General features: G+C 71.2%; 9 protein-coding genes. 3 read left to right on the forward strand and 6 right to left on the reverse strand.

Features of this window, described 5'->3' with window-relative positions; genetic code table 11:
• The first annotated feature begins 53 nt into the window (after positions 1 to 53).
• Positions 54 to 974 (forward strand): LysR family transcriptional regulator, encoded by a 921-nt coding sequence (locus ABLE43_RS05675; RefSeq protein ID WP_348977510.1) that lies wholly within the window; start codon positions 54 to 56, stop codon positions 972 to 974.
• Here the strand turns inward: ABLE43_RS05675 and ABLE43_RS05680 are convergent.
• The 6 genes from ABLE43_RS05680 to ABLE43_RS05705 are packed head-to-tail and all read right to left on the reverse strand — an operon-like array spanning position 953 to position 9,367.
• A complete protein-coding gene (locus ABLE43_RS05680) occupies positions 953 to 2,062 on the reverse strand; it encodes a nucleoside hydrolase (RefSeq protein WP_348977511.1) in 1,110 nt (369 codons plus the stop codon). The genes ABLE43_RS05675 and ABLE43_RS05680 overlap by 22 nt on opposite strands.
• Positions 2,062 to 3,351 carry a guanine deaminase gene (gene guaD / locus ABLE43_RS05685; protein ID WP_348977512.1) on the reverse strand — a complete coding sequence of 430 codons (1,290 nt, stop codon included), beginning with the start codon at positions 3,349 to 3,351 and terminating at the stop codon, positions 2,062 to 2,064. The genes ABLE43_RS05680 and guaD overlap by 1 nt, the downstream gene beginning before the upstream one ends.
• Positions 3,348 to 4,298 (reverse strand): xanthine dehydrogenase accessory protein XdhC, encoded by a 951-nt coding sequence (xdhC, locus tag ABLE43_RS05690; RefSeq protein ID WP_348977513.1) that lies wholly within the window; start codon positions 4,296 to 4,298, stop codon positions 3,348 to 3,350. The genes guaD and xdhC overlap by 4 nt, the downstream gene beginning before the upstream one ends.
• Positions 4,295 to 6,607, reverse strand: coding sequence for a xanthine dehydrogenase molybdopterin binding subunit (gene xdhB, locus ABLE43_RS05695; RefSeq protein WP_348977514.1), 2,313 nt, complete (start codon positions 6,605 to 6,607; stop codon positions 4,295 to 4,297). Before xdhB ends, xdhC begins: the two co-directional genes overlap by 4 nt.
• The gene (gene xdhA / locus ABLE43_RS05700; protein WP_425475234.1) at positions 6,604 to 8,007 is read right to left on the reverse strand and encodes a xanthine dehydrogenase small subunit; all 1,404 of its coding nucleotides are present in this window, start codon (positions 8,005 to 8,007) and stop codon (positions 6,604 to 6,606) included. Before xdhA ends, xdhB begins: the two co-directional genes overlap by 4 nt.
• Positions 8,008 to 8,011: 4 nt before the next feature.
• Positions 8,012 to 9,367 (reverse strand): NCS2 family permease, encoded by a 1,356-nt coding sequence (locus tag ABLE43_RS05705; protein WP_425475231.1) that lies wholly within the window; start codon positions 9,365 to 9,367, stop codon positions 8,012 to 8,014.
• A gap of 244 nt (positions 9,368 to 9,611) precedes the next feature.
• On the opposite strand from ABLE43_RS05705, the gene ABLE43_RS05710 reads away from it, so the two are divergent.
• Positions 9,612 to 11,162, forward strand: coding sequence for an adenosine deaminase (locus tag ABLE43_RS05710; protein ID WP_348977516.1), 1,551 nt, complete (start codon positions 9,612 to 9,614; stop codon positions 11,160 to 11,162).
• Between the two features lie 181 nt (positions 11,163 to 11,343).
• Positions 11,344 to 13,674 carry a TonB-dependent receptor gene (locus tag ABLE43_RS05715; RefSeq protein ID WP_348977517.1) on the forward strand — a complete coding sequence of 777 codons (2,331 nt, stop codon included), beginning with the start codon at positions 11,344 to 11,346 and terminating at the stop codon, positions 13,672 to 13,674.
• The last annotated feature ends 13 nt before the right edge of the window (positions 13,675 to 13,687 follow it).

A 13,687-nucleotide genomic window follows, 5' to 3' on the forward strand; every position in this document is an offset into this window, starting at 1 on the left:
GGTCGTTGCATTCAAACGCAATGATGACGACGATCCGTTGCAAAAATTAGCGCATGCCCGCGCTGTCAAGATTCATCCGGTATTTCATGGCGGTAGGGCGGCTGGGCTCGATCCGGCGCGCCGCCGACGAGCTTTCGGTGTCGGCGTCGGCGATCGACCGGCAGATACTGAACGCCGAGGCGCGGCTGGGCGTGCAGCTGTTCGAGCGGCTGCCCACCGGCCTCCGGCTGACCGCCGCGGGCGAGGTGATGATGGCGGCGGGCGGGCGCTGGCAGAAGCAGCTGGGCGACACGCTGTCGCAGATCGAGGATCTGCGCGGGCTGAAGCGCGGCCATGTCGACATCGCGGTCATCGACGCGCTGGCCAAGGGCTATATGCCCGCCGCGATCCACGCGATCCAGCGGAGCCATCCGGGCATCACCATGGGGGTGCATGTGCTGGGCAACGAACAGGTGCGCCGGGCGATCGCCGCCAACGACGTGGACTTCGGCATCCTGTTCGACCCGCAATCCTATCAGGACCTGACGGTGCGCGCCTTCGTCGACGTGGTGCTCGGCATCGTCTCGCCGCCGGGGCATCCGCTGGCGGCGAGGCCCGAGGCGCGGTTCGCCGATTGCGACGGGCAGTCGGTGATCCTGCCCGCCGCCCCGCTGGCGGTGCACCAGCAGGTCGCGGTGCTGGAGGGGACGTCGGGCGTCACGCTCCGCCGCCGCGCGACGTCGGACAATATCCAGATGATCGCATCGCTGATCGCGGAAGGGGACAGCATCGGCATCCTCACCTCGCTGGACGTGTCGACCGAGGTCCGCGCGGGCACGCTCGCCTTCACCCGCATCGTCGACAAGGTGCTGCGCCCGATGACGCTGGCGCTGTGCACCGCCAGCGCGCGCACCCCGTCGCATGCCGCGCAGATGGTGCTGCGCGAGATCGAGGCGGGGTTCGGCCGCTTCGCCTACATCCCGCCCGCGGCCTGACGCCGGGCGAGCAGCCGCAGCATCAGCGCCTCCAGCTTCGCCGGGTCGATCGTGCGGATCACCTCCGCGCGCCGTTCGCCGATGCCGGGCTGATAGCCTTCATTCCATGACAGGGTATCGCCGTAGTTCGGCCCGAACTGCGTATCGTAATCGACGAAGGCGGTGTCGCGCGCGGTGACGATGCCGGGGTCGAGCCAGACCCCGGCGGCGATCTCGTCCCACAGCGGGAAGCCCGGTTCGAGCGCGCCGATCCATGCCGCGACCGCAGGCGGCGACACCGCGCGCAGCCGGGCGAGCAGCGCCGGGGTCAGCTCGGTCGCGGTGGAGGGGTCGCTCGGCACGACGGTGATCCGCCGCCACGGGCTGCGCGACACGATGCTGGCGGCCTCGGGATCGAAGCGGGCGTTGAATTCGCGGCGGGGCGAATGGACGAACTCGCGCGCGAACTGCGCGGCGGAGACGCCGTCGCGCACCTGCCGCGGATTGAGGCTGCCGCCCATATAGACCAGCTCCTTCGCCAGCCCCGCGAACGCCGGGTCGAGTCGCTGCGCCAGTGCGAGGTTGGTGAGCGGCCCCATCGCGATGATCGTCACCTGCCCCGGATGTTCGCGCACCATCCGCAGCAGGAAATTGGCGGCGATCTCGCCCGATGCCGTGCGCGTCGGATTGCCGCCGGGCAGGTCGACCGGATCGTCGGCGCGGTGATAGGGCGGCGTGCTCTGCTGCGTCGGTTCGACCCACCGGCGCATCCACGCGCCCTTCCACGTCAGCTTGCCGTACAGCGCCTCCCAGCGTTCGGTCAGCACCTCCGAATTGACCAGCGGATAGGTCGCGCCCTGCACCACGGGCACGTCGCGGCCCATCGTCTCCACGCCCTTCAGCGCCATGGCGGTGGCGCGATTGACCCAGACGTTGCCGGTCACGGTGGTGATGCCCAGCACCTGAACATCGGGCGCGTCGAGCAGCATCGCATGGGCCAGCCCGAACCCCTCGTCATCGACGACGACCAGTCGCCGCGCCTGCTGCGCCCATGCGGGGCTCGCCGCCATCAGCAACGCCGCCAGCCACCACCACCATATCCCGCGCATCAGCCGATCCCCCGGTCCCAGGCGCATTCGCCCATCACATAGCTGCGCCGCACGGTGCGGTCGTCGCCCAGCACCTGCATCGCGAACAGCCGCGCGGGCAGGTCCGCGCCCGCCGTCCGCCGCGCGAGCAGCCGCGTCGCGGCCTCGTCCAGCACCACGAAGTCGGCCTCCTGCCCCGGCAGCAGCGCGCCCACCCGGCCACCGATGCCGAGCAGCGCCGCGCTGCCCGCCGTCGCCAGATACAGCGCGCGGAACGGATCGAGCCGCACCTCGCGCGCCAGCGCCGCCTGATAGGCGACGCCTGCGGTATGCAGCAGCGAGAAGGACGTACCCGCGCCGATATCGCTGCCCAGCCCAAGCCGGACCCCGTGCGCATCGGCCTGTCCGAAATCGAAGAAGCCCGAGCCGAGGAACAGGTTGGAGGTGGGGCACACCGCGATCCCCGCGCCGCTTTCGGCAAGGCGCGCGCAGCTGCGGTCGCTCAGGTGGATGCCGTGCGCGAACACCGATCGCGCACCCACCAGCCCGAACCGGTCGTACACGTCGAGATAGTCGTGCGCGTGCGGGAAACGCTCCGCCACGGCGGCGCATTCGTGGCGGTTCTCCGCCAGATGGGTGTGGAGCAGCACGTCGGGGTTCGCGTCGAGCAGCGCGGCTGCCTGTACCAGTTGTTCGTCGGACGAGGTGAGCGCGAAGCGCGGCGTCACCGCATAGCCGAGCCGCCCGCGCCCGCGCCATCGCCGGATCAGCGCCTCGCTGTCGCCGCGCGCCGTCTCCGGCGTGTCGCGCAGGCCCTCGGGGCCGAGGTCCATCAGCACCTTGCCCGACACGATCCGCATCCGCCGGGCGAGCGCCGCGTCGAACAGCGCGTCGACCGATCCGGCATGGACGGTCGGGAACACCAGCGCGCTGGTCGTGCCGTGGCGCAGCAGCTCGGCGAGGAACGCATCGGCGACGCGCGCGGCATGGGCGGAATCGGCGAAGGCCATTTCGGCGGGAAAGATATGGCGCTCCAGCCAGTCGAGCAGCTGTTCGCCGTGCGAGGCGATCCGGTCCATCTGCGGATAATGGACATGCGCGTCGACGAAGCCGGGCACGACGATGCCGGGGAGCGACTCGACCCACGCGTTCCCGAAACGGGGCGCGAGCGAGGCGAAATCGCCGCGCGCGACGACCGTCCCGTCCTCGACCGCGAGCAGCCCGTCGGGTTCGTGGCGGATCGCATCGGGATCGTCGCGGGGATCGGCGGCGACCGACAGGAGTTCGGCACGGAACAGTCGCAGCGTCATGGGCACTCCGCCGGTACGGGAGGGGCGCCGCTCCCGAGCGCCAGGAGCTGGGCGAGGGCGGACAGCGCGATCACCTCCGGCTCCTTGCCGGGGATCGACGCCAGCCCGATGGGACAGGTCAGCCGTGCGCGCGCCGCGCCATCGATCCCGTCGCGCGCCAGCCGGGCGAGGAAACGGGCGCGCTTGGTCGCCGATCCGATCAGCCCGACCAGCGCGCGCGGCGGCCCGGCCAGCGCGGCGCGCGTCAGCGCATAGTCGAGCGCATGGTCGTGGGTCAGGATCAGGATCGCCGCATCGGCGGGCGCGTCGGCAAGGCAATCGGGCAGGCGATCCTCCGCGACGATCGTCACTCCGGCGATATCGGCCAGCCCCGCGCGGCTGTCGAACCAGGCGAGGCTGAGCGGCAGCCCGGTCGCGCCGCGCGCGATCGCCTGTCCGACATGGCCCGCCCCGAACAGATAGAGCGGGCGTCGCCACTGGCCGATCCGCTCGGCCCAGCATGCGCCGGGGCCGGGGCGCTCTCCGCGCGCCGAGAGGGGGCGGGGCACCGCCGCATCGTCGCGCGCGCGGGCGACGGTCGCGTCGTGCAAGGTCGTGGTCAGGACCGCGCCGTCCGTCGCCTCCGCGACCCAGCCGAGTGCGGCGGGATCGAGCCGTTCGACCAGCAGCCGCACCCGCCCGCCGCAGCACTGGCCGAGCAGCGGGCCGAGCGGATAGTCCTGCACCCGCCATGTTCCCGGCGGATGCGAGAGCATCATGCGCGCCTGTTCGATCGCGCGGTGTTCGAGCGTGCCGCCGCCGATCGTGTCGAACGAAGCGGCATCGCTCACCACCATCCGCGTGCCTGCGCCGCGCGGTGCCGATCCCTCGGTCGCGAGCACGGTGACGAGCGCGAGCGGTTCGTCATCGGCGACCGCCAGCAGCCGTTCCCGCCAGTTCCCGCTCATGCGCGGTGCGCGGCGATCGCGCGCAGGATCGCCTCCGGCGTGGCGGGCGCGTCGAGCGGGGGGAAGGCGCGCCGGTCGGGCGCGGTCGCGGCCACCGCCTCGCCGATCGCGGAAAGGACGCACTGCGCCAGCATGAACGGCGGTTCGCCGACCGCCTTCGACCGGTGGATCGTCGGTTCGACATTCTCCCCGTCCCACAGCGCGATCGTCAGGCGGTCCGGGCGGTCGGCGGCGGTCGGGATCTTGTAGGTCGCGGGCGAATGGGTCAGCAGCCGCCCGTCGGCGGCGAACACCAGTTCCTCGGTCGTCAGCCAGCCCTGCCCCTGGAGGAACCCGCCCTCGATCTGGCCGAGGTCGATCGCCGGGTTGAGCGAGCGCCCGACGTCGTGGAGGATATCGACCGCCAGCACGCGATGCTCGCCGGTCAGCGTGTCGATCACCACCTCCGCACAGGCCGCGCCATAGGCGAAATAGTAGAAGGGCCGCCCGCGATGCGCCGCGCGGTCATAGGCGATGTCCGGCGTGGCGTAGAAGCCGGTCGAGGACAGCGACACCCGCGCCAGATGCGCCCGGCGGCACAGCGTGGCGAACGGAATCGTCTCCGCGCCCGCGACCACCCCTTCGGGCGTGAAGCGCACCTCGTCCGCCGCGCAGCCGCCGATCGATGCCGCCACGCCGGCCAGCCGGTCGCGGATGGTGCGTGCCGCCGCGTGCGCCGCCATGCCGTTCAGGTCGGCGCCGGACGAGGCGGCGGTGGCGGAGGTGTTGGGCACCTTGTCGGTGCGGGTCGCGGTGATGCGGACCCGGGCTGCGGGCACGGCGAACACGTCCGCCACGACCTGCGCGACCTTGATGTACAGCCCCTGCCCCATTTCGGTGCCGCCGTGGTTCAGCTGGATGCTGCCGTCGGCATAGACATGGACCAGCGCGCCCGCCTGGTTGAGGTGGGTGGTGGTGAAGCTGATCCCGAACTTGACGGGGGCCAGCGCGATGCCCTTTTTCAATACCGTGTGCCGCGCGTTGAAGGCGCGCACGGCGGCGCGGCGCGCGTCATAGTCGCTCGTCGCCCGCAACCGTTCGACCAGCGCGGGCGCGATATTGTCGGCGATGGTCATGCCATAGGGCGTCACGTCGCGCCCCGGCCCGTAGAGATTGGCGACGCGCACGTCGAGCGGATCGCGCCCCAGCGCGGCGGCGACGGCATCGATCACCCGCTCGATCGCCAGCATTCCCTGCGGGCCGCCGAACCCGCGAAAGGCGGTGGCGGAGACGGTGTGGGTCTTGAGCCGTTCGGACAGGATCTCGACCGCAGGCAGCCAGTAGCTGTTGTCGGCATGGAACATCGCCCGGTCGTTGATCGCGGGCGACAGGTCGACGGTCGCGCCGCACCGCGAGGCGAGGCGCAGCACGAGGCCGAGGAGATGGCCGTCGTCGTCGAACCCCACGTCATAGTCGACCGTGAAGTCGTGGCGCTTGCCGGTCAGCACCATGTCGTCGTCGCGATCGCAGCGGAACTTGGCGGGCCGCCCGGTCGTGGTCGCGACCAGCGCGGCGGCGGCGGCAAAGGCGGCGGCCTGCGTCTCCTTGCCGCCGAACGCACCGCCCATGCGGCGGACCTCGACCGTGACGTCCGCCGAGGAGACACCGAGCAGCTCGGCGACCAGATGCTGCACTTCGCTGGGATGCTGGGTCGAGCTGGCGACATGGACCTGCCCGCCTTCGCCGGGATGGGCGAGCGCGACCTGCCCCTCGAGGTAGAAATGATCCTGCCCGCCCATCGCGAACCGTCCGCGCATGCGATGCGGCGCGGCGGCGAGCGCGGCGGCGGCGTCGCCGCGCGCCATGCGCTGGGTCGGTTCGATCAGCGACTGCGCGGCGCGGGCGTCGGCGATCGAGAGCAGCGCGGGGCGGGGGGCGTAGGTGATCCGCCCGAGCCGCGCCGCGCGGCGCGCCGCGTCCCGGCTGGTCGCGGCGACGAGGAACACCGGCTGTCCGCGATAGCGCACCTCGCCGTCGGCCAGCAGCCGGTCGTCGTGCGCGACCGGGCTGACGTCGTTGCGCCCGGGAATGTCGGCGGCGGTATAGACCGCGACGACGCCGGGCGCGGCGCGCACCGCCGACAGGTCGATCGCGACGATCGCGGCATGCGTCTCGGTCGCCTGGCCGAAGGCGAGGTGCAGCAGGTCGGCGGGTTCGGGCAGATCGTCGATATAGCGGGCCGCGCCGGTGACATGCAGCAGCGCGCTGTCGTGCGGCAGCGACGGCCGTGCGCCGGACGGGGGTGGGGGCGGGGGCGGGGCGACGGTCATGACACGGCGCGGACCGACACCGGCTCGCCCCGTTCGCGATGCCACAGCCGCCACAGCAGGTTGCCCGCCGCCTCGTGGCGATAGGCGGCGCTGCCGCGCACGTCGCTCAGCGGATCGAAATCCTCGCGCAGCGCGGCGACGGCGCGGACGATCGTCGGCTCGGCGAAGGGCCGGCCGGTCAGCGCCGCCTCGCACGCGGGCGCGCGGCGCGGAGTCGCGGCCATGCCGCCGAACGCGACGCGCGCCTCCGCGATCATGCCCTCCCGCAGCGTCAGGTGGAACGCGCCGCACACCGCCGAGATATCGCTGTCGAACCGGCGCGACAGCTTGGCGATATGGACGATCGCATCGGGGGCGGGGCGGGGGATGTGGATGCGTTCGACGAACTCGCCGGGCGCCCGGTCCTGTCGGCCATAGCCGAGGAAATAATCCTCCAGCGCCAGCACCCGGCGATGCTCCCCCCGGCGCAGCGTCAGCAGCGCGCCGAGCGCGATCAGCGCGGGCGGGCCGTCGCCGATCGGCGATCCGTTGGCGATATTGCCGCCGATCGTGCCCGCGTTGCGCACCTGCAACCCGCCGATGCGCCGCACCAGCTCGCCCAGATCGGGGTGCAGCCGGGCGAGCACGTCATGCGCCTCGGCATAGCGCACCGCCGCGCCGAGCGTCACTCCGCGATCGTCCTCGGCGATCGTGCGCAGTTCGGGCACGTCGCCGATGAACACCGGCGTGGCGATGTCGCGCAGGCCCTTCGTCACCCACAGCCCGACATCGGTCGCCCCGGCGACCAGCCGGGCATGCGGATGGTCGAGCAGCAGCGCGGCGAGTTCGTCGCTCGAACGCGGCGCGAACCAGCGCTTGCCCGGCGCATCTTCCATCGCCCGCAGGTCGCGCAGCGCGGCGGCAACCGCCCGGTCGTCGCGCGCGATCCGCGGCACGTCGCGCGCGGCATCGAGGATCGGGCCATAGCCGGTGCAGCGGCACAGATTGCCCGCGATCGTATCGGCCACCGGCAGGTCGTGCCCCGCCGCCCCCACCGCCCGGCCGTAGAGCGACATCACGAACCCCGGCGTGCAGAAGCCGCATTGCGAGCTGCCGTTCGCCGCCATGCAGGTCTGGAGCGGCGTCGGCGCGCCGCCCTGCGACAGGCTTTCGACGGTCAGCACCGCCTTGCCGTCGACCATCGGCAGGAACAGGATGCAGGCATTGACCGCCCGCCACGCCACGCCGTCCCCGGCGGGCTCGCCGAGCAGCACGGTGCACGCGCCGCAATCACCCTCGGCACAGCCTTCCTTGGTGCCGGTGCGGCGCAGGCGATAGCGCAGATGGTCGAGCAGCGTCGCGGTCGGATCGGCATCGGCGATCGTAACGACCGCATCGTCGAGGAGGAAGCGGACCGTCATCGCCTCACGCACCACCCATCCATGCGAAGCGGGCGACGAACAGCGCGGCGAGCACGAACAGGAACCCGTCGGCGCGCGTCGCCTGTCCGCGCAACGCCTTCAGCACGGCATGCGCGGTGATGCCGAACGCCAGCCCGTTGGCGATCGAGAAGGTCAGCGGGATCAGCGCGACGGTCAGGAACGCCGGGATCGCCGCCAGCGGATCGTCCCACGTCACCTCGACCAGCGGCAGCAGCATCAGCCCGCCGACGACGATCAGCGCGGGCGCGGTCGCGGCGAGCGGCACCAGCTGCGCATAGGGGGCGACGAACATGGTCAGCAGGAACAGCGCGCCGGTGACGACGGCGGTAAGGCCGGTACGCCCGCCCGCCTGCACCCCGGCCGCGCTCTCGACATAGCTGGTGACGGTGCTGGTCCCCGCCACCGCGCCGACCATGGTCGCGACGGCATCGGTCAGCAGGATGCGGTTCAGCCGGGGGATGCGGCCCGCCGCGTCGATCAGCCCGGCGCGCTTGGTCACGGCGACCAGCGTGCCGATGTTGTCGAACAGGTCGACGAACAGGAACACGAACAATATCTCGAACAGGCCGAGCCCGTGTTTCCCGCCCGCGCCGAATACGCCCGCCAGATCGACCTGGAACGCGGTCTGCGTCAGCGTCGTCAGGCTGTACGGCTCGGGCGTCATCGTGACCTGCCCGGTCGCCCATGCCACGGCGGTGGTGGCGACGATCCCGATCAGCATCGCGCCGCGCACGTTCCAGATGCTGAGCCCCGCGATCAGCAGCAGCCCCAGCAGCGCCAGCGCCGCGCCGGGCGTGGTCAGCGGGCCGAGCGCGACCAGCGTCGCCGGACTGGCGACGACGATCCCGGCGTTGCGCAGCCCGATGAAGCCGATGAACAGCCCGATCCCGCCCGCCACCGCCGCGAACAGGTGCGGCGGGATGACCGATACGATCAGCTGCCGCACGCCGGTCAGCGTCAGCACGAGGAAGCAGACGCCCGAGATCAGCACGCAGCCCAGCGCCACCGGCCAGGGGATGCCCATCTGCTGCACGACGGTGAAGCTGAAATAGGCGTTCAGCCCCATGCCCGGCGCCAGCGCGAGCGGCACGTTGGCGACCAGCCCCATCAGGATCGAGGCGAAGGCGGCGGCGAAGCAGGTGGCGGCGGCGACCGCCGCGACCGGCATCCCCGCCTGTCCGAGGATCGCGGGGTTGACCAGCACGATATAGGCCATGGTGAGGAACGTCGTGGTGCCCGCCAGCACCTCGGTCCGCGCCGACGTGCCGCGCTCGGCCAGCTGGAACCGCCGCTCCAGCATGGTCGCAGCCGGTCGTTCGCCTGTTGCCGTGTCCGTCATGCCGTCCCCCGGATTTGCCCCGTGCCCGTCATGCCAGCGGCAGGCTGTCCGATCTACAGCAATGAACGGGACTCATCGTTGCAAAAATGCGTGCACCTCCCCGCCGTGTGCCGGGTGTCGGGCGCGCACGGTTTCCGGCAACGCGACGTGCCGGATATTGCGATGGGCGCGCGCGACCGTCGCACCTAGACAGGCGGGCAGGGGGCCTGCGCCGCGATGCGCAGGCGGTAACAGGGGAACAGCTATGGCCGCCCGTCGGCAGAACGGCATCGATCGCGCGCGCTGGCGGCGGGCGGGCGTCATGGCGATGCTCGCGATGCTGCTGCCGGACGGCATGGCGCGCGCGCGCGGACCCGTGACGCCCGAGGCGCGCACCGCCGCCTATCTCGACCGGATCGCCGACAGCCCGCCGCGGCTGCGCCTGTTCCTGCAGGCGATGCCCAAGGGCGGCGACCTGCACAACCACCCGAGCGGCGCGGTCTATGCCGAGGACATGCTGGCATGGGCGGCGGCGGACGGGCTGTGCCTGTCGATCGATCCGCCGCGCGTGGTGCCGCCGCCGTGCGACGCGCCGGGCCGCGTCGCGGCGGCGGAGTTGATGCGCGACTATCCGCGCCATGCCGCGTTCGTGAACGCCTTTTCGACGCGCGGGTTCGAGGCGGGGGCGGGCGATCCGCGGGTGGCGGGCTATGACCGGTTCTTCGCGACCTTCGACGCCTTCGGGCCGATCGCCGCGCGCAACGCGGGCAAGGTGCTGGCGAATGCGCGGGCACAGGCCGCCGCCGACGGCGTGTCCTATGCCGAGTTCATCGTCGGTTCGGCGGCGACGCAGGCGTTGCTGGCGAAGGTCGGCGACGGCGACGCGAGCGATCTCGCCGCGCTCCATGCCCGGATCGCGCCCGAGCTTCCGGCGGCGGTACAGGCGACCCGCGCGCAGTTCGACCGCTACGAGGCGGAGATGGCGGCGGCGGACGGATGCGCCACCGCTATGCCCAGGCCCGCCTGCGCGACCGAGATCCGCTATCACTTCACCGCCATCCGCATCCGCCCGCCCGCGCAGGTCTTTGCCGAACTGGCGCTGGGCTTTGCGCTGGCCGGGGCCGATCCGCGCTTCGTCGGGGTCAATATCGTCGCGCCCGAACATGATCCGGTGGCGCTGCGCGACTATGCGCTGCACATGCGGATGCTGCGCTTCCTGAAGGAACGTCAGCCCTCCGTTCCCCTGTCGCTGCATGCGGGCGAGCTGACGCTGGGGCTGGTGCCGCCGCGCGACCTGTCGTTCCATATCGGCGATGCGGTGGCGGTCGCGGGCGCGCGGCGGATCGGCCACGGGATCGACATTCCGTACGAAACCGATGCCCGCGCGCTGCTGGCGCGCATGGCGCGCGAGCGGGTGGCAGTGGAAATCAACCTGACCAGCAACGCGGTGATCCTGGGGGTCAAGGGCCGCGACCATCCGCTGTCGCTCTACCGGCAGGCGGGGGTGCCGGTCGTGCTGTCGACCGACGACGAGGGCGTCGCGCGCAGCGACATGACCAACGAATATCTGCGCGCCGTGACCGAGCAGGGCTTGCGCTACCGCGACCTGAAGCAGATCGCGCGCGATTCGCTCCACTATGCCTTCCTGCCCGGCGACAGCATCTGGCAGGATCGCGCCGGGGGGCTGCGCGTCGCCGCCTGCCGCGACCTCGCCGCCCCCGCATGCGCCGCCTTTGCCGCCGCGAACGCGAAGGCCCGGCTCGAAGCCCGTCTCGAACGCGATTTCGCCGCGTTCGAGCAGCAGCGCTTCGACTGAGCGTGCGATTGCGCGAAGCGAGCGAAAAATCCGCGCGCTTGGGGCGCAATATTGTGCTTCCGCACCCGCTTTTGTCGACGCTAACACCGCTGGCGAAGGCGGGCTGCGCCGCACGGAAACCTCCGGCGGACGATGGGAGACGGCACTCCGCCCCATGCGACATCGTTGGTGGGGGCACTTGATGAACTGGACGAAATGCGCGCTGCTGGGATGCGCGGCGCTGATGATCCATCCTTGCGCGGCGCAGGACAGCGCGAACGCCGCCGCACCGGCCGATCCGGCGCAGGATGCGCCGATCCCCGAGATCATCGTCACCGCCGAAAAGCGCGAGGCGGGGTTGCAGGACGTGCCGCAGGCGATCACCGCGCTGACCGGCGACGCGCTGCTCGCGAACAACATCAACAGCTTCCAGGACCTGAGCGCGCTGGCCCCCGGTCTGACCGTCGCCAATGCCGAGGGCGAGCGCACGACGATCTCGATCCGCGGCGTGGGGCAGGAGGCGAACCAGAACGACGTCGCCGCGCCGTCGGTGTCCTATCATCAGGACGGCGTCTATATCGTCTCGCCCTTCGCGCTCGGCGGCAACTTCCTCGATGTCGGGCGGGTCGAGGTGCTGCGCGGGCCGCAGGGGACGCTGTTCGGGCAGAATTCGACCGGTGGCGCGATCAACCTCGTCACCGCCGCGCCGGTGCTGGGCCGGACCGAGGGCTATATCGACGGCGCCTATGGATCGTTCGACTATCGCAACCTGCGCTCGGCGGTGAACCTGCCGGTCGGATCGACGCTGGCGGTGCGCGCGGCGGCGAGCTGGCTGAAGCAGGACGGGACGACCACCAACCTCCGGTCGGGACAGGCGCTGGACGAGCGCGACGATGCGGCGTGGCGCTTCCAGCTGCTGTGGCAGCCTGCCGACCGCCTGCGCATCGACCTGACCGCGCAGCAGTTCCGCAGCGATACCAACGGCCCGGCGCGCTTCGGCCTGCTCGACCCCACGCCGCGCCGCGACGATGACGGCGACCGGCAGCTGTCGCAGGATTCGCCGTCGCGGCTGTTCCTGCGCTCGCAGCTGTACAGCGCGGTGGTGACGTGGGACCTGCCCGCGTTTACCGTCAAGTACCTCGGCAGCCACCAGCGCGAGGATGTCCGCAAGTATCGCGACAACGACTTTTCCGACGTGGCGCTGATCGGCCCGCTGGCGGTGGAGCGCAGCTTCTACGAACGGCAGGACCAGGCGCATCGTTCCTACACCTCCGAACTCAACCTGGTTTCCAGCAGGCCGCTGTTCGGTGCGGTCGACTGGGTGCTCGGCGCCTTCTGGTTCCAGCAGAAGATCGAGGCGCATTCGTTCGAGCGGGTCGACCGCAACCGCAACGGGGTGTTCGATCCCTTCAACCCGGTCGCCAACAACGGCTTGCCGCCTGCGGGCGACATCGGCTTCCAGAGCGATTTCTTCCCCGAGCGCCGCTCCTATTCCTTCTATGGTCAGGCGACGTGGCATGCGACCGACCGGCTGCGGATGACCGGGGGCCTGCGCTATACCGACGACCGCGCGACCAACCGCAACTTCAACTTCTTCACCCTGTCGACCGGGCGCCCGACCGCGAACATCACGTCGCAGGCAAGCGCGGTGACGGGCCGCGCGGCGGTCGAGTTCGACCTCGGCCCCAGCCGCATGGCCTATGCCTCCTATACCCGCGGGTTCAAGCCGGGCGGCAACAACCTGACCTTCGGCATTGCCGACGTGGCGGAGGATCTGGTGTTCCGCACCTTCCGCCCGGAGCATATCGATGCGTACGAACTGGGGTTGAAGGCCGATTTCCTCGACGGGCGGTTGCGCGCCAATCTGGCCGGGTTCGGCTACGACTATCGCGACCTGCAATATATGACCAGCGACCCGCGCAACCGGTCGAGCGGCGTGGCCAACATCCCGCGCAGCCGCATCCTCGGCGCGGAGGCGGAACTGACCTTCGCCCCCAGCCGCGACCTGCGGTTCGATGCCGGGCTGACCTTCCTCGACGGCAGGATCAGCGGGCATGTCCGTGCGCTCGACAGCGTCGATGCGACGGCGGCGGAGCGCGATCTGGTGGTCAACCGGCGGCTCAGCATCTTCGCCCCTGCCGTCACGCTCGCCCGCGCGGCGGTGATCGAGGACCTGTACGGCAACGAACTGGCCAAGACGCCCGCGTTCAGCGCGACGGCGGGCGCGAACTGGAACCACCGGTATGCGGGCGGGGTGCGCGGCTATGGCTCGGCGCTGCTGATCCGGCGCGGGGCGATGCAGGCGCGGGTGTTCAACAATCCGGCGATCGACGACGTGCCGGGCTATACCCAGCTCAACCTGACCGGCGGGGTGCGGTTCGGATCGGGCTGGGACCTGAGCGTCAGCGCGCAGAACCTGTTCGACACCGACGGGGTCAGCACGCGCTTCACCGACGTGTTCGGGGTGAACGCCACCTTCGACCAGCTCATTCCGCCGCGCACCGTCGTCGGCCGCGTGCGGTACAGCTTCTGATGCGACCAACGGG

The sequence above is a fragment of the Sphingomonas silueang genome (assembly GCF_040049155.1).
GTDB lineage: Bacteria > Pseudomonadota > Alphaproteobacteria > Sphingomonadales > Sphingomonadaceae > Sphingomonas > Sphingomonas silueang.